Consider the following 21404-nt stretch of genomic DNA (forward strand, 5'->3'; position numbering starts at 1 on the left):
TATGGTTTAGCAATTATTTGGATCTGTTTCTTAATATAAGAAAGGGAACACTGCTGTCTTCAACGGTGTTCAGGTTAATATAACAAGAAGGCAGGGCATGAAGAGCCTTCTTGTTTTGCCCATAACTTTAATGTATAGATGGTTAACAAATTCAGTTCATTATGTTCATTTTTATCAAATGAGTAACTAAAGTAGATCAAATAAAAAAGTCATTTAAGATCAACGGGAGATAGCCCTATTTCGCATTATTTTATAAATTTACTAGGAAAATGTATATTATATTTTTTCGAAATTAGTTTTATTTAGGACTTTAAAATTCTGTTTAATCAATCCTCTTATGTACCACGGAAACGGAAAATAAGTCCTAATGACCCCTAAGTATAATTTAAGCCTGAGCATGGTAAGCCGTTGGTGTACTGAAAAATAAATAACGACTTTTACGCATAAATACGGTTTAACCTTCTCTCCAGCATTTATCCCATTCCTATTCTTTATCATTACTGAATCCAGCCATTAAAACGGAGTCATATCAACTTTATATTTACACCTATCTCAATAGTAAAAGAAATTAATACATTTGACTAGTACTAATACTTTTTTTCTTCATATTATATAAATAATATAAAGGGGTGAATGATATGGAATTCGAGTTAGATATTATTTCTGAGGTACTCCCTCTCCTCGACATCATTGCTGTATTATTACTGGAAGATAACCCTACACTGGGCATTGCTCTTGTATTACTTCTTAAAAGCGTTACAGAGGATAAAGTGGCACGGATGTCCTTAATTCTGATTTTGGTAGTTTTAAATGTATGAACTACTTGTCTCATTTTAGCTGTTTAAGTAGCTTGTTATCTTATTACCTTACCTTCCACCTATTTATGGCACTTTACTCAAAAGATATCTGCTAAATGATAAAAGCGGCTAACCCAGCCTTCCCTTCACATAATTCAATCCTTTGTAAAAAACATATGTATAGTAGATTAACAAATGTTATGGGCGTTAATCATTGCATTCATATTTATCATTTTAGCATTATAAACTTTGCATCTTCCTTTAGCCGACATGAATGCTATGCTGTCTCCAAATAACGTGGTATCTTCACCTTATAAAACATACTTATAACGGTTATACATATATTATCTAACGTACCTGGGTCAACTTAATGCAAATAATACTGATCTTTTATATTCAACTTCATGATTAGGAATTAATCCTATACACAAAACCAAACTCCCTACTACGAACAGAAACTGTATACGAGGCGGATACGGGAGAAATCAATTGAAGAAATTTTTTCGTTCTTGCAGCAGTATTTCGATTATTAATCATAACGACAGATGTTAAGATTAAAGTGGAACTAGAAGCTGATTAATAAATTGATATCCATGCGAAAGCATTTACATAGATCTTTCACTTTTTGTATGAACATCTTAAAAAGCGCCAACTCCTATCTAAAGCGTTAGCGCTTCTCATCCATTGTTTTTTTAATTCGTCGTTGTTTATAAGTAAACCAAAAACCTACCGCTAACGCAAGTAGTGTTAAACCTATAAGCCACTTTCCATCATCAGAAGGACGAATATACGTATAAATCATCGCACCTAAAAATAAATAACTTGCTAAAATTAACAATGCCCCTACAAATCGTTGATAATCTATATATTTTTCTTCCAATTGCTTCTGTTTTTCATCTATCACGTAAAATTACCTCCTTCACTTTAATAATGTATCATAGATTAGAAGAAAGTTTAGGAGGTAATTATTGGATAATTCCACAAACACGCATTTGAATATTTGTTTATTTCGTTAATATCCTATAATCGAGTAGAGTAATATAACTCTTTGGAGGAAAATCTCTAGTTGGTTCGGATAAACTTTATAATCATATTTGCTGCATTCGTTGCTGCTGTTTGCAAAAATCTATCAAATGAAATGGACGATTCTTTACCCGCAATGTCGGATAGTGCTCGAATGATAACAAATGGTGTACCATATTGATAGCATACTTGGGCAATAGCCGCAGCTTCCATTTCTGCAGCAATCATGGTCGGAAATTTTTTCCTTACAAATGCTACACGGTCTGGATCAGCCATAAATGAGTCACCAGTAGCTATAACCCCCTCTTTATAAGCGATATTCATCTCTTTAATTACGTTAGCAGCCTTTGCCACTAATCTTATGTCAGCATCATACATAGCTGGCATTTTTGGTACTTGACCATAGGCGTAATCAAAGGCTGTCGCGTCCACATCATGATGCACTACTTGAGTGGAAATAACTACATCTCCTACTTCTAAATCCTCAGCAAATCCACCTGCCGATCCGGTATTAATCACATATTCAGGTGAAAAACGTTCATGTAAAATAGTTGTTGCCATTGCAGCATTTACTTTACCAATACCTGATTTTAACAAAACTACTTGTTTATTAAATAAGTTACCTTGAACGAATAAGCAATTTGCTACTTCAAGTTCCTCTTTGTCATTCATCTTCTCCTTTAATAAAGCTACTTCCTCATCCATTGCTCCAATAATTCCTATCGTCATATAAAATGCCTCCATAAAGAAATAGGTTAGTTTATCATCACTTGCTTTAGTTTTTCTACTTTTGTTGGTTTCCAACCTCGTTCATCTATCCAGGTTAAATAAACTCGGTAAATTTGTGAGTTATTTGCATTCGATACAGTCGCTTCTACCTTCTGCTCTCCTCCATTACCTACCCAATGAGTAACCATTGACTGTTCCTGTAAACCTGTTACATCAGAAACCGCTTTTGCTATTTCCTTTCTATCTTGCGAGCCATCATTGTAATCAGTTGTATGTGTTCCTGACTGCTCCGTACCAATGGGTTGCCAATCTCCAATATAGGCTTCGATTACATTGTCATCAGAAGGCTGTACCTGTTCAGTTTCCACTGCTGCATTAGTTTCAGACGTTTCTCCTTCTTTGTCCTGTTGTTTTTGATTTGCGTCTTGATCAGATGCTTGTTCTTCCTTCTCTTCAATTCTAGTAAATTGGTCTCGTTCTTCATCACCATCTTGTTCTGAATTGTTTTCTTCAGATTGAGAAGCAGCGTTATTGTTCTTATCTTTAGCAGCTTCATCATCCTTGCCGCCAAATAACCAAAAACCTAGCAGAAAAACAAGTAAGACCACACCTATCACAACTAAAATTGAAATCGATTTTGAGTTTTTTCTACGTTTTTCAAATTTATCGACTCGGGAAACTCTATCAAAATCTTCCATGCCTTCAGCCCTCCTATCATTACTCTATTATAATATCATATTTATAACATAGAATTACATGCCAGGAACATAACATTTTTTTTGCTATGTTGAAACAACCTTCAACATTGTTACCCAAAGCAAATCAACGCTTTCGATATGTAGATGAAGATTTTATCGAAAGCATGCAAATCACAGTATGATTTAATTTCATGAATTATAGAGTTATACTTTCTAAAGCATCACGTAAAGAAAGTTTAGTAAATGACTTATATTGAGTACATAGGCTATCCTTACTTCCCACCAAAACTTCTAGTTAAGATCTTAAAAAACTTGGCGACAAGCCAAGTTTTTATGGCGAAAGCTATCATTTTTCTTATACGATAAAGTGAAACTTCATTCCGTGAAACGCTTTTTACACGGAATGTTAGTTGAACCAATCGGGCATTTAGGTGCTGTTTTCTCCCACTTAGGCTCTTTTGTATCAATTTAGGACTTGAAGTGGGAAACTTACGGCACCTTACATGCGGGATAAAGTGAAACTTCATTCCGTGAAACGCTTTTTACACGGAATGTTAGTTGAACCAATCGGGCATTTAGGTGCCGCTTTCTTCCACTTTGACTCTTTTGTATCAATTCAGGACTTGAAGTGGGAAACTTACGGCACCTTACATGCGGGGTAAAGCCTAAAGTTTTATACTTTCCTATAGTGGAAGAAAAAAGACAGCGGAATTCGCTGTCTTTTTAAACTACAATAACGTGAAACTTCATACGAGGAGTTTCTCCTTGAAGGGGAATCTTACAGCAGATGTGGGATAAATTTATTCCACACTAACAATTTTAACTTGAATATCTCCACCTGGTGTCGCAACAGAAACCTCTGCTCCAACCTCTTGCCCAATTAGACTCTGTGCCATTGGTGAATCATTTGATATTTTGCCTTCAAACGGATCCGCTTCTGCACTTCCAACAATCGTATACGTTTCTTTTTCTCCATCGGGAAGTTCTTGAAATGTTACCGATTTACCTAAACTGACCACATTTGGGTTTTCATTATCATTTTCAATGATGACTGAATTTCGAATCATTTTCTCAAGCTGAGCGATTCGCGATTCTACAAACGCCTGCTCATCTTTTGCTGCATCATACTCGGAGTTCTCTGAAAGATCTCCAAAATCACGAGCTATTTTAATGCGCTCAACGACTTCTTGACGACGCTCTGTTTTTAAATAATGTAATTCTTGCTCTAATTTTTCTTTCCCCTCTTGTGTCATGTAATAACTTTTCTCTATAGCCATTTCCAAACACTCCTTTTTATTACTTCAACCGTTCTGTTTAAACTAGTTTAATCATCGATATGAAGCAATCTGATACTTTTAACATGGAGCCTGTAAATTTTTCAAAATGTAAGCGCTCCATAATCTAAAAATGTACTAATCATTACTATGGCAGAATTTCAGCTAATTTTCAATACCTTTTATCAAATTAATGTTGCTGATGTTTTAAAAGTATTTTCTCAATTTTAGTAGCCATGATGTCGATAGCTACATGATTTTGACCGCCTTCCGGAATAATAATATCCGCATAGCGCTTTGTCGGTTCAATAAATTGCAAATGGGATGGTCTCACCTTTTGAATGTATTGTTCGATTACAGATTCTAAAGATCTACCACGTTCTTTAATATCACGCATCAATCTGCGAATAATTCGTAAATCAGCATCTGTATCTACATACACTTTTATATCCATTAAATTCACAAGACGTGGATCTTCCAAAATTAATATTCCTTCTAAAATAATAACATCCTTTGGATCTACATGGATGACCTCGTTTGAACGAGTATGCAGTTTATAATCATAAACAGGTTTATCTATAGACTGACCATTTAACAAACAATGCAAGTGTTCGATTAACAGATCGTTATCAAAAGCTAGCGGATGGTCATAATTTGTATTTAAACGCTGCTCAAACGGCAAATGACTTTGATCTTTATAATAATAATCTTGTTCAATGACAAGAATGGTTTGGTCAGAAAATCGTTGGCAAATAGACCGTGTAACCGAGGTTTTGCCACTACCGCTTCCTCCTGCAACGCCAATAACAACTGGTTGATCTTTCATCATGGATCTAGGCTCCCTTCTATGTTTGCTTTATGCTGATCGCTATACCATCACCTACCGGAACAATACTTGTCGTAAAACCGGGATGTTGCATGAGCCATTCATTATAAGAAATTAGTTTCTCGACCATTTTTTTATATCTTGGTGGTGTTAACTCTGGTTGAGTAACATATCCTCGGAATAACACATTATCTGTAATGATAATGCCATTTTCTGTTAATAAAGGTGAGGAGAGCTCAAAAAAACGACGATACTGCCCTTTAGCAGCATCGATCAATATTACATCAAATAATTCATCATTTTGCAAGTCTTTTAGTTCATCTAATGCATCACCAAAAATGATTTGAATTTGTTCTTGTAAGCCATATGTCCGAACATTGTTCACTGCTTCGTTGTACCGTGCTTCATCTCGTTCAATTGTAACAAGCCTTGCCTCAGGGCTGGCCTCTATCATGCGTATCGCTGAATAACCAATTGCCGTACCAATTTCTAAAATTCGTTCTGGCTTGTTTAGATAGAGCAGTTGTTGTACGAAATGGATACTGACTGGATCCATTATTGGAATACGATTCGCTTGTGCATACTCTTCCATTTGTTGAACTTTAAAATTTCGCTTTGGTATATTGCTTGATAAATAAGCTTTTACGTTGTCATTCATGAAATTACCTCTTTTTTCGATTTAAAACCGACTTCATCCCCCTATACCAGAAAAGATAGGGGGATGATAGATGCAGTTATTTTATATACTTCTGTTTGTTTTTATTATGCTGTTTTAATGTTTCAGCATAATAAATTTTTCCTTTTTCACTGTGAAGAAAGTATAAATAATTAGATTTTTCCGGTTTTAGCACTGCTTGTAAAGAACTTTCTGCAAAGTTTCCAATTGGGCCAACCGGTAATCCTTCTATATAGTACGTATTAAATGGTGATTTCACTTCTAAATCCTTATATAATACCCGGTCTTTATGCTTACCAAGTGCGTATAATACAGTAGGATCTGTCTGAAGCTTCATTCCTTTTTCCAAACGATTTAAAAATACACCAGCAATCTTCTTACGTTGGTCTTCACTGCTTGCTTCTTTTTCTACTACCGAAGCAAATGTTACAGCTTCATGTACCGTATAGCCTTGACTTTTTATCTCATCTAAATATTTGGTTAAAATTGCTTCTGTTTTTTTTATCATTTCATTAACAACAACATCTACACTTGGGTCTTCCTCATAAAATTCATACGTCGAAGCAAATAAATAGCCTTCCAACGGTGTCCTAATTTCCTTGTTTAAGATTTCTTTCGATAAAATGGAAGGATAACGATCCATTAATTCTTTAATATAGTCCTGATCGTTTACTTTTTTCAAAAACGCTTTCTTCGTAAAGTTTAATTCTTTCGCATAGATCTCGGCTATTTCATCAATTGTTTTGCCCTCAGGAATCGTTACCTTATATAATGCTTCCGCCATTAATTTCCCATTATTTAATGATTCAATAATCTCATTTAAACTCATGGACGGGGTGAATGTATATTCTCCAGCTTGAAAGTTCGTTTCGTTATTGAATTTAGTATAAAAGCGAAATACAAGTGCATTTTTAATAACGCCCTTTTCCTCCAGCATTGCTGCAATTTCAGAAGACGAAGAACCAATTGGAATGGTTATTTCAATTTCTTTTTTACTGTCTGGATCAACGGGCCCTAAAGCAGACTTGATATAAAAATAACCAAAAACAACAGTAATAATAAAAATTGTCAACAGCGCTAGAATAATGAAAGCTGCAATCTTACGAACTGTTTTAGCTTCTTCGCTACGAGCTATGAGGTTGTCCTTAAAATCATTTGTATTTTTCTGTTTGGACATATCGGTTTCCTCCTCGTTCCGCTATATTATACTAAAACTTGACAACAGATGCCATCATTTTATGTAAAAATAAAAGCTGATGCCCCATATTCAGACATCAGCTTTTATTGCCAGATCCTTTTATTATGAATCGTTTTCCTGATCTGCAAGTGTGCTGAGCATTTCTTCTACCATTTCCCATTCTTCATCCGATTCGATTGGAAACAGTGATAAATCATCTTCATCTTTTTCCTCATAGCGGAAAGCATATACTTCTACTTCCTCTTCTTCCGATTGTTCAACGGGTGTCACTGCAATGTAAGATTGATGATTTTCATCCACATCAAAAGTGAATAAAACTTCGAACAAATGTTCCTCACCGTTTTCATCCGGAATTATAATTCGTTCTTTTTCTTCAAGCGCCATTTTTCCACTCCTTTATTTCTGGTCTAAGTAGCCTTGTAAAATCATTACTGCCGCCATTTTATCGACTACTTTTTTACGTTTTTTTCTACTGACATCTGCTTCAAGTAAAACTCTTTCAGCTGCCATTGTCGTCAAACGCTCATCCCAAAGTTCCGTTGGAATTCCAAGTGTTTTTTCGATATGCTTGGCAAAAGCAATCGATGCTTCACCACGCTCGCCAATTGTACCATTCATATTTTTAGGAAGTCCAACAATAGCTTTCCCAACTTGATGCTCATTTATAATTTTTTTTAACGCATCGTCTGCAGATGTTATATCGGCTTCATTCCATTTTATTGTCGTAATGCCTTGGGCGGTCCAGCCAAAGGGATCACTGACCGCGACCCCTATCGTTTTAGACCCGACATCTAATCCCATTAGTTTCATTTGTCTATCTTCTGGCGTTCTAAATAAAATTTAACCAGCTCTTCTATCAATTCATCTCGTTCAATTTTGCGAATTAAATTACGTGCATCGTTGTATCTGGGAATATATGCAGGATCACCGGATAATAAGTAGCCGACAATCTGATTAATCGGATTATACCCTTTTTCCTTTAATGCTTCATATACTTTGTTAAGTATTTCTCTAATATCTTGGTCAAATGGCTCTTCCGAAAAATTAAATTTCATTGTTTTATCAATTGAACTCATCATGACACCTCAATCTTGGGATCATTCATCTATTAGCTTCATATCGTAACATTCTTTTATCTTATCTTACCATGTTTATAGAATTAATTATATCTCTTTTACGAAAAGATATACAATTTAGGGATTAACCTTTTCTTTTACATAATCGATAGCGGTCTGTAATGCTTGGTTTATTCTTGAAGGATCCTTTCCTCCAGCTTGTGCCATATCTGGTCGGCCACCGCCGCCGCCACCACAAGCCTCGGCAGCTTGTTTAATTAAATGACCAGCATGAAAACCTTTATCGACTAAATTCTTTGATATACCTGCCGCTAATTGTACCTTATCATTATTCTCCATTGCTAGTAGAATGATACCAGAATCCAGTTTCTGTTTTAAATCATCCACCATACTACGCAATTGCTTCATATCACGAACATCTACTTTTTGTGCCAGTACGGAAATACCAGCAACTTTTTCAACATTATCTAACATGGAAGCAGCTTCTTTATTTGCTATTTTAGCGCGGAGTGATTCCGCTTCTTTTTTCAATTGTTTCATTTCATGGAATAGACCTTCGATTTTCTCAGGAACAGCTGCTTCGTTCGCCTTTACTAATTGCGCTGCTTGCTGTAATACCTCCAATCTTCCTGACAATAGTTCATAAGCTTGTTTACTTGTTACAGCTTCAATTCGCCTTATTCCCGCTCCTATTCCACTTTCAGAAATAATTTTAAATAAGCCGATTTCTGAAGTATTGACAACATGGCAACCACCGCATAATTCCATACTGTAATCACCAACTTTAACTACTCGAACAATGTCCCCATACTTTTCTCCAAATAGGGCCATCGCTCCCATGTTTTTGGCATCCTCTAATGTCTCTTTCGTAATTTTCAATGGAATAGATTCCCAAATCTTCTCATTTACAATTTGCTCGATTTTTACCAGTTCTTGTTTCGTAACCGCGTGATAATGCGAGAAATCAAAACGGAGTCGCTCTGATGTTACTAAAGATCCCGCTTGGTTAACATGATCTCCTAACACATCTTTTAAAGCTTGATGTAATAAATGTGTAGCGGTATGGTTTTTAACAATAAATGAGCGTTTGGATTCATCCACTTCTGCCATAACCGTTTCACCTACAGACAAGTCTCCTTTCATGATGCGAACACGATGAACATGCTGCCCTTTGGGGGATTTTTGTACATCTTCAACTTGGGCAGTTGCATATTTCGTATAAATCATTCCTCTGTCAGCGATTTGTCCACCACTTTCAGCGTAAAAAGGAGTCTGGTGCAATAGTAGATATACTTCTTCATCTGCTTTTGCTTGTTTAACATGTTCGTCTCCTCTAACGATCGCTGCAATTGTCGTATTTTGTTTTGTGCTTGTGTAGCCAACGAATTCACTCTCAACGTCTATTTCTGACAGCGCACCTCCTTGCACCTGCATGGAATCTACCTTTTGTCGAGCGTTACGAGCTCGTTCTCTTTGTTTTTCCATTTCCGCTTGAAAACCCGCTTCGTCAATAGAAAAACCTTCTGCTTTCACATATTCTTCGGTTAGTTCTTTCGGGAAACCATACGTATCGTATAAGCGAAATACTTCGACACCGGGAAATACGGAATTTCCTTTCGCTTTCTCGTGGTTGATAATCGTTGTTAATATTTCTAAACCATCATGAAGTGTTTCATGGAATCTCTCTTCTTCCACTTTGATCATTTCTTTAATAAATTCCTGCTTCTTCACAACTTGATCATAGAAATCTTTCATTATATCGGCAACAACAGAAACAAGTTCATACATAAATGGTTTTTCGATGCCAATTTCTTTAGCAAACCGAACAGCGCGGCGTATTAACCTTCGTAGCACGTAACCTCTTCCTTCATTTGAAGGTACAGCGCCGTCTCCTATCGCAAAGCTAACCGTACGAACATGGTCGGCAATTACTTTATAGGCAGTATCTCCCATCTTACTTTCTCCATATTTCGTTGTAGCTAATTCCTCTGTCTTTTTTATTATCGGCATAAATAGATCAGTTTCAAAGTTTGTTGGGACATTTTGAATTACGGATACAATACGTTCTAGTCCAAGTCCTGTATCTATATTCTTTTTAGGTAGTGGCGTATATGTATCATCTGGGTTGTGATTAAATTGTGAGAAAACCAGATTCCATATTTCTAAATACCGATCATTTTCTCCACCCGGATAAAGCTCAGGATCATTGGGGTCATTGCCATATTTTTCTCCACGATCGTAAAAGATTTCCGTATTTGGTCCACTAGGCCCCTCACCAATATCCCAAAAATTTTCTTCTAAACGAATAATTCGTTCTTCTGGTAAACCAATGGTGTTGAGCCAAATATCATATGCCTCATCATCTTCCGGATGTACCGTAACGGACAACCGATTTTTATCAAAACCAATCCATTTATCACTCGTTAGAAACTCCCATGCCCACTCAATCGCTTCTTGTTTAAAATAGTCACCGATTGAGAAGTTTCCCAGCATCTCAAAAAACGTGTGATGTCTTGCCGTAAACCCTACATTTTCGATATCATTCGTACGAATCGACTTTTGTGCATTAACAATCCGTGGATTATCGGGAATGACTCGCCCATCAAAATATTTCTTTAAGGTAGCTACACCACTATTAATCCATAGTAAAGTCGGATCGTCCTTTGGAATTAGCGATGCACTAGGCTCTACACGATGCCCTTTTTCCTTAAAAAAATCAAGAAACATTTGTCTTACTTGTGCTGAAGTTAATCGTTTCATTATTCCTTCCTCCTGCAACTTTGATTTAAAGATCCTTGTTCAAAAGTCTAAGCTAACCCCAGGCCTTTTTTCTCCTTTTGAACAGGCAATGAAAAGCAACTATATTTAAGCGTAAAACGTTAAGGTTCAATTTTTATTCCGATAATTCTAATTATAATAAAGTGAATTTTCATTCAGTGGGAGTCTTACGGCACCTTACATGCGGGATACAATTAAAAAAATCCCCTCTCTGCATTTGCAGGGACGAGATTAATCGCGGTACCACCCTTATTATGAATACATTCGTATTCATCACTTATACATGATAACGGTATGTAACCGGCGGGGATGAGCCGCACTCCAGAACAGCTTCCATGATGTGAACTTTGGGGTTTCTTACAGCCATGGAATCCCCTCTCTAGAAAAAGCACGTATCATGTACTCAGAACCTTCAACGCATTATGGAATATATGCTTGTTATGCGTTATTATAAAAAACATCTATTAAAATGTCAATTATGTTGGAGCCGATGGGGTAGAAGCTTTTTGGTTTTGGCTGTAGTTTCTCCCAATTAGAACATGTTTGACTACTACCTTTAACACTGTCATCAGAGGTACAGCAATAATCATACCAATTACTCCAAACAATTGACCTCCTAGTAATAAAGCGAAGATAATCGCTGCTGGATGGATATTAATACTTTTTCCTACAATGTAAGGTGACAACAAATTGCTTTCAATTAATTGAATAACAAACACAGACAAAATCACAAAAAAAACAAGTTTACTGGAGACAGTAAAAGCAATTAATACAGCGGGAGCCGCCCCAATAATAGGACCAAAATATGGGATTAGGTTCGTTATACCCATTAAGATCGATAATAACAAGGCAAAATCCAGCCCCAAGACAAATTTGAAGATCACAAATGATGTAAGGCTCACAAATAAACAAACAATAAGCTGGCCACGAATGTAATTGCCTAAACTTTCATCAATGCCATGCAATATTTTACTAGACGTAGATCGATATTTTAATGGGATAAATCGTTTGGTATAGTCTTTAATCTGGTCATAATCCTTTAAAAAATAAAAAACAAGCACTGGTATAACAGTGATAAAAACAACGAAGTCGAATACCTTCGTAAAGCCATTTACCAATCGTTCCAATAAACGATCCAGCCCATTTTCAACGCGTATGAGTAATTGATCAAATTTATCATGCACCGTTTCAGGTAAGAACGAGGTATACTCATACATTTGATAAATCGTTTTTTCATACATCGTTACAAATTGTGGAAATTGTTCATTTAATTCTCTTACTTGCACAACAATCATTGGATAAACTCGATAAAGTAAATAAGCGGTGCCACCAAAAAAGAGCACATAGATAATTAATACTGCAACCCCTTTTGGAACATTGTATTGATGAATCATGCGGACAATCGGATATAATAAATATGCGATCAAGCAGGAGATAAGAAATGGAGCTAATACACGCCAAATAACTAAAAAAACTGCTTTATAAAAAGGAAACAGTTTAATCATTAAATAAAAGAACAGGAAAAGAGATATACCAATTAGCAGCCAATAAAGGAAGTTTAAACTCCGATTGTTTTTAAACATAGGTTTAGCCTCCCACCAGCTGCAAATATAAAAGTTTAAAAGTTACCATAGATCGTTCTTTCATCCTCATTGAACAAGTCATTTAACGAGCTTAATGAACCATCGACTTCTACCTGATGAATCGTTAATTTATTATTTTGCACTGTCATTTCAATGAAGCAATTCCAACAATAGTATTGACTCGTACCAATTTTTCCGATATCTTTTCCATGACAATTTGGGCATCGCATGATCAAGTACTCCTTTTAATTTTAATGTTCTTGTATTATTTATCCCGCATCTAAGGTGCCGTAAGACTCCCACTTCAAGAGCCTTGAGTTGATACAAAAGGGTCTAAGTGGGAGAAAACGGCACCTAAATGCCCGATTCGCTCGAGAGGCTTTAGATCATACCCCTTGCGGTACTAACAACATTCCGTGGAAAAAGCGTTCCACGGAATGTTGTTTCACTTTATCATCATGCTAACCCAAATTTTGAAAAAATATACTTCCTCACATAAAATCATATGGAGAAAGATCGACATCTTCTTTATTAACTGTTTCTCTATCCTCCTCTACTTTTTCCATGCCAACTGTCTTGTCTTCATCGCCAAGTTTAGCATGTAGATTTTCTACCAGGCTTGTATAGCGCTGATTTGTATCAACTGTAGAAATGCCGTATAAAAAAGACTGCTTTTCTCCACATATAATTAATGATTGTTTACTTCTTGTAATCGCGGTATACAATAAATTTTTTCGTAACATCCGATAATATGCTCGTACTACAGGTAAGATAACAATTGGAAATTCACTACCTTGCGACTTATGAATCGATATACAGTAAGCAAGCATGATGTTTTGATAATCTTTCCGCTCATACACTATTTCTCGATCATCATAAGCTACTACGAGCTGTTCTACTTGCTCTGTGTTCTCTTCTTCACGAAAAATAGCGACAACCTCTCCAATATCCCCATTATAAACGCCATCCTCTGGTTGATTGACAAGCTGAATGACTTTATCACCCACTCGAAACACCGCATCTGCTGTTTTCACTTCTCTTTTTTGTCTGGTTTTTGGATTAATAACTCCTTGCAACTCTTGATTAAGCTTTGTAATGCCAGCTTCCGAACGATACATCGGAGCGAGTACTTGAATATCTTTTGTGTCAAAACCTTTCTCCAAAGCTTTCGTGAAGATGGTCGTTATCACATCAACCATTTGTGATTCATGACATGGGATAAAATTAAAGTCCTTATCTTTTTCTAAGTTAATAACTTGATCATTTTTTATCTCGTGGGCAAGTTGAATAATTTTGGAACCTTCTTGCTGACGGTATACTTCCGTTAACCGAACGTATGGGATTCGCCCTGTACGTAAAAGATCGGATAGCACTTGACCTGGTCCAACAGATGGCAACTGATCTTCGTCACCGACAATCAGCACTTGCATATCATCTGGGATGGCTTTAAATAATTGATTCGCTAACCAAATATCAACCATCGAAAATTCATCAATGATTAAAAACCTGCCGGACAATGGATTGCTTTCATTTTTTTCAAAGTTATGATTGCCATCCCAACCTAATAGTCGATGAGCTGTCATCGCCGGAAGACCAGTCGATTCATTTAGCCGTTTAGCGGCTCGTCCGGTTGGAGCAGTTAAAACAAACGGAAAGTCATCATTATTTTTATAATCCTGTTTATCTAAGGAAAGCTCATGAATCGCCGCATATGCCTTTAAAATTCCTTTGATCACCGTTGTTTTCCCGGTTCCTGGCCCTCCTGTAAGAATCATTACTTTGGAGTGAATGGCCTGATTAATTGCGGTAAACTGTTCTTTTCCATAAGATAAGATTTCTTCTTCCTCAATAGCACCAATTATTTTCATTAGCTCAGCTAATGGCGTGTGATGCTCTACCCTTTTCTTAAGCACTCGTTGTAAATGTGAACTAAAACCATCTTCTGCGTAATAAAGAACAGGTAAGTATACATTTCCGTCTTGAATAATGATCTTTTTATCCTTATTTAAGGCAATCAGTTGTTCTGTAATGGTTGCTTCAGAGATCTCACCGGGAGCTAATAGGTTAAAAACAGAAGCTAAGCATACATCCATTGGTAAATAAACATGACCATCTAGGACAGAACGTTGTAAAACATAGATGCAACCTGCCCCAATACGATGGGGATGACTGGCAGGTAAGCCTATTTGTCTAGCAATTTCATCAGCTGTCCGGAAACCAAATCCTTCAATATCAAACACGAATTGATAAGGATCAGCTTCCATTAAATCAACAGCTTCATCTTTATAGTGCTCATAAATTTTCTGTGCCATCTTTAAGCCAATATTATAATTAGCTAGATAAACGGCGACACGTTCAAAGCCTTGATTCTCCAGTAACGTTTCCCGTAAAGATTTGGCAGTTTCTTTTTTAATACCTGGAATGGTAGATAATGCTTCTGGATCATCCAAAATTTTTGAAATTGCAGTATCTCCCAACGTATCAATGATCCTTTGAGCTGTTTTTTTACCAATACCATAAAATAAATCACTTGATAAATAAGCAATCAGCCCGTCCTTGGTAGTAGGAACAAACGTTTGATAAGACACTACTTTATATTGCTTGCCAAACCGAGGATGGCGTTCAAACATGCCATAGAAATAATAGCTCGTTTCCGGTTGCAAATTGGAAAAATAGCCTTTGATAACAATTGTTTTGTCTTCAAAGGCTTCATTCGTCTCGATAACTTTTATTTTTGCAATCGAAAAGTGCTCCAGTGCGTTGTGAAAGATCATATGAAGCAATTCACCACGAATATACCGCTGATTCTCAACCGCTTGGTTATCTTGATCCATTCCAAACACTCCATTATTTTACTTCGCATCATTAAGTAATGCAGTCGTTCTTTTTTTACCGTTTAGAGCTAAAACATGCTCAGGTTGAATACGTAATGCTTCGTCAAAATAATGCAATGCTTTCTCTAGTTGCTCTCTGTATAAAGCGATAACCCCTAAATTATAATATGCGTCGCTATGCTCTTTTTGTATAGCCAGTACCTTCTGAAAAATTTGCTCCGCATCGTTAATAAGTTGAATTTGTGCCAAACTTAGCCCATATTGAAATAATATTTCTGTATCTTCCGGGGCTAATTCGGTAGCTCGTAGCAAATAAGGGAGTGCTAATTTATAATGCTCCTGCTGTTGTAGCGTCATCCCTAGTAAATAGTAAACATCTGCTTCGACTAAACCAAATTCAATTGCTTTTTGAAAGTTCTCCTGAGCTTCTTTATATAAGGACTGTTCATAATAGAGATTACCTAACCCATAATAAGCAGTTGCTGCATGTGCATCAAGTTGAATCGCTTTTTCAAAAAATCGCTGTGCTCGTTCCATATCATTCATATGGAATAATAAATTACCAAAGTTAATATAGCCAACCGGATCATTTGGTTGTTCTTCAATTATTTCCATGAATAATACAGCAGCTTTTTCAAAATTACTTTCCTCTATACAAGTGATTGCTTGTTGTAGCTTAGTATTCATCGTATAACTCCTTACTTAACCTACATAGTCCAGTCGCTGATCTCTTTTAAAAATTTCGTCTATCGTTCCACCGCCAAGGCAAACCTCACCATCATAAAATACAACTGCTTGTCCTGGTGTAATAGCACGCTGCCTTTCTCCAAACGTAACTTTTACTCGTTCATCATCGATTTTCGTGACAGTTACCGGGCTGTCCTGTTGACGATAGCGAAATTTTGCTGTACACGTAAAGCTGTCCTCTATCTGGTCCGGATGAATCCAATTGATATCTGTTGCAATTAATGCATCCGAATATAAATACTCGTTTTCATCACCTTGCTCCACATAAAGGATATTTTCTTTCATATTTTTTCCCACGACAAACCATGGTTCACCCGCTCCACCAATACCAAGACCTTGACGTTGACCAATCGTATAATACATTAATCCATCGTGATGTCCTTTAATGACACCGTTCAATGTTTGCATTTCGCCCGGTTGTGCAGGTAAATATTCACTTAGAAATTCTTTAAAGTTCCGCTCACCAATAAAACATATTCCTGTACTGTCTTTTTTAGTTGCTGTAGCCAGACCATGCTCTTTTGCAATTTTTCGAACCTCTGATTTATGCATGTGACCAAGCGGAAACATCACTTTACTTAAAACATCCTCGGTTAATTGGTTTAGAAAATATGTCTGATCTTTGTTATCATCAACACCACGCAAGAGTTCATATCGGCCATTTCGCTCACGCACCCGTGCATAATGCCCGGTTGCAACATAATCTGCTCCTAGTGACAAGGCATGATCAAGGAAAGCTTTAAATTTAATTTCTTTATTGCACATGACATCAGGGTTTGGTGTTCTGCCGGCTTTGTATTCATCTAAAAAGTACGTAAACACTTTATCCCAGTATTGCTTTTCAAAATTGACGGCATAATACGGAATATCTAATTGATTACAAACACGAACAACGTCATCAAAATCCTCTGTTGCCGTGCAAACTCCAAATTCATCTGTATCGTCCCAATTTTTCATAAAGATGCCAACCACATCATAGCCTTCTTGTTTTAGAAGAAGGGCAGCAACAGAAGAGTCAACACCTCCGCTCATTCCTACTACAACTCTTATATCTTGTTTATTACTCATCCTAATCATCCTTTATTGCTTGTTAACCGATTTACAATTTTCGCTATTCGTAAGGCAGCTGTTTCTACATTTTCAGGAGTATTGCTTAAGCCAAAGCTAAATCGAATCGAATTGGTTGTACATTCATGTTCTTTGCCGTACATGGCTGTTAATACGTGAGAAGGCTCAACCGATCCAGCAGTACAAGCACTTCCACTAGAAGCTGCGACACCTTCTAAATCAAAATTTGTTAACAGCGCTTCTACATTCGTTTTTGGAAAGCTAATATTTACAATGGAAGCAACCGAATCATCTAAATCGCCATTTACACGAAACTCCACGTTTTGTTCCTGCAGTATTTGCAAAAACTGCTGTTTATAGCCTTGATATTTTTCAATTCGTTCATTTCTTTCTTTTTTCACTAGTTCTACTGCCTTTTGAAAGCCAACAATCCCAGCCAAATTTTCCGTGCCTGCACGTCGTCTTCGTTCTTGCTCACCACCAAACTGGAGGGAAGAAAGCTTTACATTTTCTTTCGCATATAAAAAGCCAACACCTTTTGGACCGTTCACTTTATGAGATGAAACGGTAAGCATATCGACTCCCAATGCAGCTACATCTATATCAATAAGACCAAATGCTTGAACTGCATCTGTATGAAAATAAGCTTGATGAGATTTTAGTTTTTTACTAATTTCCTTAATTGGTTGGATAACACCTGTTTCATTATTGACATACATGATCGAAACAAGAATGGTTCGATCTGTAAGTGCTTTACTTACAGCTTCTACAGACACCTTGCCATTTTCAGCAATTGGTAAGTATGTCACATCAAAACCTTCTTTTTCCAATTGCTCTACAGTGTGAAGCACAGCATGATGCTCTTGATGGGTTGTAATGATATGATTTCCTTTATGACGATTTGCTCTAGCAGTTCCTAGTATTGCTAAATTATCAGCTTCTGTTCCACCACTGGTGAAAATAATCTCTTTTTCTTGGGCGTTCATACTTTTAGCCAGATCATACCTAGCTTTGTCCAATAACTGCCTTGCCTTTCTTCCAAAATAGTGGACACTTGATGGATTACCAAAAACCTCTTTCTCTACAGAATAAATCGTATCCAAGACAAGAGGATGAACTGGTGTTGTGGCGGCATGATCTAAATATATTTGTTCCACATCTATCTATCCTTCCCTGGCTTAAATATAAAACATATATGCATCTTGAGGTTCATCATTATTATGATCAGCTAAATCTTTTAGTGTTGTTGTGTCTAATACATCTTTTACAGCATCACGAATACGCAACCACAAGGCTTGCTTTGCAGGCTCTTCATCTTCAATCCCTTCAACAGGAGTAATTGGGCCTTCTAAAACACGAATAATGTCTCCTGCTTTAATATCAATCGGCTCTTTAGCTAATACATAACCACCATACGCACCGCGAATACTCCGAATTAAACCCGAGTTTCGTAATGGTGATGCTAATTGTTCTAAATAATGTTCAGATAAATTATTCTCTTTTGCTATTTGTTTAAGAGAAGTAGGTCCTTTGCCATGACATTTCGCTAAATGTATCATAAGAGTAAGACCATATCTCCCTTTCGTTGAAATTTTCATATACTGACACCTCAATTTTAATTACGTTCCAATTATCTTTATACATGATATTATAGCATGGAACCCATTCTACTTGCATGATTGGAAAACCTATATCAGGTAATAACAAAGTAATCAACTTTGTAAACAGTGTATTATTATAATATAAAGGACGGTATAAATGAAACAAAAACCACTCGCAGTTCGGATGAGACCGGAGCATATTGATGAAATTATTGGTCAAGAGCATTTAGTTGGTGAAGGGAAAATTATTCGTCGGATGGTAACTGCTGAGCAGTTAGCTTCCATGATTTTATTTGGACCTCCCGGAACTGGAAAAACTTCTATGGCAATGGCACTTGCAAAAAGTCTTGGAAAACCAATAAAATTATTAAATGCAGTGACCGATAAGAAAAAGGATATGGAAATTGTTGTAGAAGAAGCAAAAATTACCGGACAGATCGTACTTATTTTAGATGAGGTTCATCGTCTTGATAAGGCAAAACAAGACTTTTTACTGCCTCATTTAGAAAATAATTTAATAATCCTGATTGGTTGTACAACGAGTAATCCTTACCACTCTATTAACCCGGCTATTCGCAGTAGATGTCATTTATTTGAATTACATCGTTTAACAGTGGATCATGTCAAACAAGCAATCTCCCGTGCAATGACAGATTCAGAAAAAGGGTTTGGCGATAAAAACATCCAGTTATCAGAGGAAGCGTTAGAGCACTTTGCGCAAAGTGCTAATGGAGATATGCGTGCTGCCTTAAATGGGATTGAACTCGCCGTATCTTCCACACCAGAGGATAAAAACGATATCATTCATATTTCTTTATCAATTGCAGAAGAATGTATGCAAAAGAAAAGTTTTTCTCATGATAAAGATGGGGATGCCCACTATGATGTTCTATCTGCTTTCCAAAAGTCAATCCGTGGTAGTGATGTAGATGCAGCACTTCACTATTTAGCAAGATTAATTGAAGCTGGTGATCTAGATAGCATTGCTCGGAGAATGATTGTTACTGCCTATGAAGATATTGGACTTGCAAATCCGCAAGCTGGTCCACGAGCACTGGCCGCAGTTCAAGCTGCAGAGCGGTTAGGTTTTCCTGAGGCTAGAATTCCGCTTAGTGTGGCGATTATCGAATTATGTCTATCACCAAAATCAAACACTGCTTATAAAGCATTGGATGCAGCGTTAGAAGATGTAAGACGCGGGAAAGGTGGAGAAGTTCCTGTTCATTTAAAGGATTCTCACTACAGTGGTGCCAAAAGATTAGGCCGAGGCGTAGACTATTTGTACCCGCATAATTATGAACATGGTTGGGTGAAGCAGCAATACTTGCCAGATTCTATAAAAAACAAACAATACTATACACCTAAAGCTACCGGGAAATTTGAACAAGCTATGAAACAAGTTTATGATAAAATCCAGAAAGATAAAAAGATTTGACGTATAAGTTCGATCTCCTGTGGTAACAATGAAGATAGAATACAAACAAATCTATTTAAAAATCATTGTAAAATTGTTACTTTAAAAGGAGTTGAACTAAATGGCAAAAGTTAGACAAGATGCCTGGTCACATGAGGATGACCTATTATTAGCAGAAACCGTACTACGTCATATTCGCGAAGGTAGTACACAATTGAATGCTTTTGAAGAGGTTGGAGATAAATTGAATCGTACCTCCGCAGCATGTGGATTTCGTTGGAATGCTGAAATTCGTAATAAATACGTAAATGCTATTGATCTTGCAAAACGACAACGAAAAGAAAAGAAACGTGCGATGGCAAAGGCTAATAAAGCGAATAAATCCGGTCTATCCTTCTCTCAAGGAGAAACAAAGGGAAATTCCAGCCACTCTATGCCTAATAATGATCCGCAGCTTACAATGGATATGGTTATTAGTTTCTTAAAAGATGTAAAAAAACAAACAATGGCTTCTCATCAGTCCCTGGCTTCTCTTGAACAGGCTGAGCGGGAAAAAGAAGCACTACAAAAGCAAGTAGATACATTGAATAAAGAATTAGAAGAAACGAAACAAAGATTAACAACGATTCAAGAAGATTACCAAGCATTTATCCAAATCATGGAAAGAGCGCGCAAAATGACGGTTTTAGAAGACCAGGGAATGATGCCTGCACCAGCTTTCCGAATGGACAAAAATGGCAACCTGCAACAATTAGCTCAAGGGTCAAACTAAAAGCATAAGAAAGAACAAAAAAGCTAAAAGTGCTCGTTTAGCGACCTTACAAACTGAAAAATCTTCGAACGAGATAAAGTGAAACTTCATTCCGTGGAACGCTTTTTACACGGAATGTTAGTACCGCAAGGGTATGACCTAAAGGCCCTGAACCAATTGGGCATTAGGTGCCGTTTTTCTATCATATTCGCTACATCATTAGCATGTTTTTGAAGTAAGAAAAATACGGCACCTTACATGCGGGAGAAAGGGAAACCTCATTCAAGGAAAGCTCATCTCCTTGAAAAACCGCGGTGTATTGCTGGCGTAG

Annotated in this window: 21 protein-coding genes and 1 other annotated feature; of the genes, 3 read left to right on the forward strand and 18 right to left on the reverse strand. The window is 36.8% G+C overall.

Annotated features, from left to right (window positions below; translation table 11 throughout):
- The first annotated feature begins 638 nt into the window (after window positions 1-638).
- The gene (locus BN1066_RS18170) at window positions 639-818 is read left to right on the forward strand and encodes a hypothetical protein (protein ID WP_077321040.1); all 180 of its coding nucleotides are present in this window, start codon (window positions 639-641) and stop codon (window positions 816-818) included.
- A 646-nt stretch (window positions 819-1464) separates the two neighbouring features.
- On the opposite strand, the gene BN1066_RS18175 is transcribed toward BN1066_RS18170, so the two are convergent.
- The 18 genes from BN1066_RS18175 to cymR all read right to left on the reverse strand — a co-directional run bounded on the left by BN1066_RS18175 (window position 1465) and on the right by cymR (window position 18905).
- Complete coding sequence (locus BN1066_RS18175; protein ID WP_077321042.1) at window positions 1465-1701, reverse strand: YrhC family protein; 237 nt, start codon at window positions 1699-1701, stop codon at window positions 1465-1467.
- A 158-nt stretch (window positions 1702-1859) separates the two neighbouring features.
- The gene (mtnN, locus tag BN1066_RS18180) at window positions 1860-2549 is read right to left on the reverse strand and encodes a 5'-methylthioadenosine/S-adenosylhomocysteine nucleosidase (protein ID WP_077321044.1); all 690 of its coding nucleotides are present in this window, start codon (window positions 2547-2549) and stop codon (window positions 1860-1862) included.
- Window positions 2550-2575: 26 nt separating this feature from the next.
- Entirely contained in the window at window positions 2576-3247 is a 672-nt protein-coding gene (locus BN1066_RS18185; RefSeq protein WP_077321045.1) for a YrrS family protein, read from the reverse strand.
- An 800-nt stretch (window positions 3248-4047) separates the two neighbouring features.
- Window positions 4048-4524, reverse strand: coding sequence for a transcription elongation factor GreA (gene greA, locus BN1066_RS18190; protein ID WP_077321047.1), 477 nt, complete (start codon window positions 4522-4524; stop codon window positions 4048-4050).
- A gap of 187 nt (window positions 4525-4711) precedes the next feature.
- Entirely contained in the window at window positions 4712-5347 is a 636-nt protein-coding gene (udk, locus tag BN1066_RS18195; RefSeq protein WP_077321544.1) for a uridine kinase, read from the reverse strand.
- Between the two features lie 19 nt (window positions 5348-5366).
- On the reverse strand, window positions 5367-6005 hold the full coding sequence (locus BN1066_RS18200; protein WP_077321049.1) for an O-methyltransferase: 639 nt from the start codon (window positions 6003-6005) through the stop codon (window positions 5367-5369).
- Window positions 6006-6081: 76 nt separating this feature from the next.
- On the reverse strand, window positions 6082-7200 hold the full coding sequence (mltG, locus tag BN1066_RS18205; protein ID WP_077321051.1) for an endolytic transglycosylase MltG: 1119 nt from the start codon (window positions 7198-7200) through the stop codon (window positions 6082-6084).
- A 123-nt stretch (window positions 7201-7323) separates the two neighbouring features.
- Complete coding sequence (locus BN1066_RS18210) at window positions 7324-7605, reverse strand: DUF1292 domain-containing protein (RefSeq protein ID WP_077321052.1); 282 nt, start codon at window positions 7603-7605, stop codon at window positions 7324-7326.
- Window positions 7606-7617: 12 nt separating this feature from the next.
- Window positions 7618-8031, reverse strand: a complete 414-nt coding sequence (ruvX, locus tag BN1066_RS18215; protein ID WP_077321054.1) for a Holliday junction resolvase RuvX — start codon at window positions 8029-8031, stop codon at window positions 7618-7620.
- On the reverse strand, window positions 8028-8297 hold the full coding sequence (locus BN1066_RS18220) for an IreB family regulatory phosphoprotein (RefSeq protein WP_077321056.1): 270 nt from the start codon (window positions 8295-8297) through the stop codon (window positions 8028-8030). Before BN1066_RS18220 ends, ruvX begins: the two co-directional genes overlap by 4 nt.
- A gap of 117 nt (window positions 8298-8414) precedes the next feature.
- Window positions 8415-11057, reverse strand: a complete 2643-nt coding sequence (gene alaS / locus BN1066_RS18225) for an alanine--tRNA ligase (RefSeq protein WP_077321058.1) — start codon at window positions 11055-11057, stop codon at window positions 8415-8417.
- Between the two features lie 236 nt (window positions 11058-11293).
- Window positions 11294-11500: a binding site (T-box leader), on the reverse strand.
- A gap of 51 nt (window positions 11501-11551) precedes the next feature.
- On the reverse strand, window positions 11552-12658 hold the full coding sequence (locus BN1066_RS18230) for an AI-2E family transporter (RefSeq protein ID WP_077321060.1): 1107 nt from the start codon (window positions 12656-12658) through the stop codon (window positions 11552-11554).
- A gap of 35 nt (window positions 12659-12693) precedes the next feature.
- Window positions 12694-12891 (reverse strand): DUF2797 domain-containing protein, encoded by a 198-nt coding sequence (locus tag BN1066_RS18235; RefSeq protein WP_143695925.1) that lies wholly within the window; start codon window positions 12889-12891, stop codon window positions 12694-12696.
- Window positions 12892-13149: 258 nt separating this feature from the next.
- A complete protein-coding gene (gene recD2, locus BN1066_RS18240; protein WP_077321064.1) occupies window positions 13150-15492 on the reverse strand; it encodes an SF1B family DNA helicase RecD2 in 2343 nt (780 codons plus the stop codon).
- An 18-nt stretch (window positions 15493-15510) separates the two neighbouring features.
- Entirely contained in the window at window positions 15511-16179 is a 669-nt protein-coding gene (locus tag BN1066_RS18245) for a tetratricopeptide repeat protein (protein ID WP_077321066.1), read from the reverse strand.
- Window positions 16180-16194: 15 nt separating this feature from the next.
- Complete coding sequence (gene mnmA / locus BN1066_RS18250; RefSeq protein WP_077321068.1) at window positions 16195-17307, reverse strand: tRNA 2-thiouridine(34) synthase MnmA; 1113 nt, start codon at window positions 17305-17307, stop codon at window positions 16195-16197.
- A 5-nt stretch (window positions 17308-17312) separates the two neighbouring features.
- A complete protein-coding gene (locus BN1066_RS18255; RefSeq protein ID WP_077321069.1) occupies window positions 17313-18464 on the reverse strand; it encodes a cysteine desulfurase family protein in 1152 nt (383 codons plus the stop codon).
- A gap of 21 nt (window positions 18465-18485) precedes the next feature.
- Entirely contained in the window at window positions 18486-18905 is a 420-nt protein-coding gene (cymR, locus tag BN1066_RS18260) for a cysteine metabolism transcriptional regulator CymR (RefSeq protein ID WP_077321070.1), read from the reverse strand.
- A 160-nt stretch (window positions 18906-19065) separates the two neighbouring features.
- Between cymR and BN1066_RS18265 the strand changes: the two genes are divergently transcribed.
- Together BN1066_RS18265 and BN1066_RS18270 are read left to right on the forward strand one after the other, a co-directional pair.
- Window positions 19066-20343, forward strand: a complete 1278-nt coding sequence (locus tag BN1066_RS18265) for a replication-associated recombination protein A (protein WP_077321072.1) — start codon at window positions 19066-19068, stop codon at window positions 20341-20343.
- 100 nt (window positions 20344-20443) lie between these two features.
- Window positions 20444-21094 (forward strand): RsfA family transcriptional regulator, encoded by a 651-nt coding sequence (locus tag BN1066_RS18270; RefSeq protein ID WP_077321074.1) that lies wholly within the window; start codon window positions 20444-20446, stop codon window positions 21092-21094.
- Window positions 21095-21404 lie beyond the last annotated feature (310 nt).

Origin of the sequence: Virgibacillus proomii (assembly GCF_900162615.1) — a bacterium.
GTDB lineage: Bacteria > Bacillota > Bacilli > Bacillales > Amphibacillaceae > Virgibacillus > Virgibacillus proomii.

Bases quoted from the DNA above. Each gene is read 5' to 3' on its own strand.
- BN1066_RS18170 (WP_077321040.1), top strand. From the start codon at position 639: ATGGAATTCGAGTTAGATATTATTTCTGAGGTACTCCCTCTCCTCGAC.
- mtnN (WP_077321044.1), bottom strand. From the start codon at position 2,549: ATGACGATAGGAATTATTGGAGCAATGGATGAGGAAGTAGCTTTATTA.
- BN1066_RS18185 (WP_077321045.1), bottom strand. From the start codon at position 3,247: ATGGAAGATTTTGATAGAGTTTCCCGAGTCGATAAATTTGAAAAACGT.
- greA (WP_077321047.1), bottom strand. From the start codon at position 4,524: ATGGCTATAGAGAAAAGTTATTACATGACACAAGAGGGGAAAGAAAAA.
- udk (WP_077321544.1), bottom strand. From the start codon at position 5,347: ATGAAAGATCAACCAGTTGTTATTGGCGTTGCAGGAGGAAGCGGTAGT.
- BN1066_RS18200 (WP_077321049.1), bottom strand. From the start codon at position 6,005: ATGAATGACAACGTAAAAGCTTATTTATCAAGCAATATACCAAAGCGA.
- mltG (WP_077321051.1), bottom strand. From the start codon at position 7,200: ATGTCCAAACAGAAAAATACAAATGATTTTAAGGACAACCTCATAGCT.
- BN1066_RS18210 (WP_077321052.1), bottom strand. From the start codon at position 7,605: ATGGCGCTTGAAGAAAAAGAACGAATTATAATTCCGGATGAAAACGGT.
- ruvX (WP_077321054.1), bottom strand. From the start codon at position 8,031: ATGAAACTAATGGGATTAGATGTCGGGTCTAAAACGATAGGGGTCGCG.
- BN1066_RS18220 (WP_077321056.1), bottom strand. From the start codon at position 8,297: ATGAGTTCAATTGATAAAACAATGAAATTTAATTTTTCGGAAGAGCCA.
- alaS (WP_077321058.1), bottom strand. From the start codon at position 11,057: ATGAAACGATTAACTTCAGCACAAGTAAGACAAATGTTTCTTGATTTT.
- BN1066_RS18230 (WP_077321060.1), bottom strand. From the start codon at position 12,658: ATGTTTAAAAACAATCGGAGTTTAAACTTCCTTTATTGGCTGCTAATT.
- recD2 (WP_077321064.1), bottom strand. From the start codon at position 15,492: ATGGATCAAGATAACCAAGCGGTTGAGAATCAGCGGTATATTCGTGGT.
- BN1066_RS18245 (WP_077321066.1), bottom strand. From the start codon at position 16,179: ATGAATACTAAGCTACAACAAGCAATCACTTGTATAGAGGAAAGTAAT.
- mnmA (WP_077321068.1), bottom strand. From the start codon at position 17,307: ATGAGTAATAAACAAGATATAAGAGTTGTAGTAGGAATGAGCGGAGGT.
- cymR (WP_077321070.1), bottom strand. From the start codon at position 18,905: ATGAAAATTTCAACGAAAGGGAGATATGGTCTTACTCTTATGATACAT.
- BN1066_RS18265 (WP_077321072.1), top strand. From the start codon at position 19,066: ATGAAACAAAAACCACTCGCAGTTCGGATGAGACCGGAGCATATTGAT.
- BN1066_RS18270 (WP_077321074.1), top strand. From the start codon at position 20,444: ATGGCAAAAGTTAGACAAGATGCCTGGTCACATGAGGATGACCTATTA.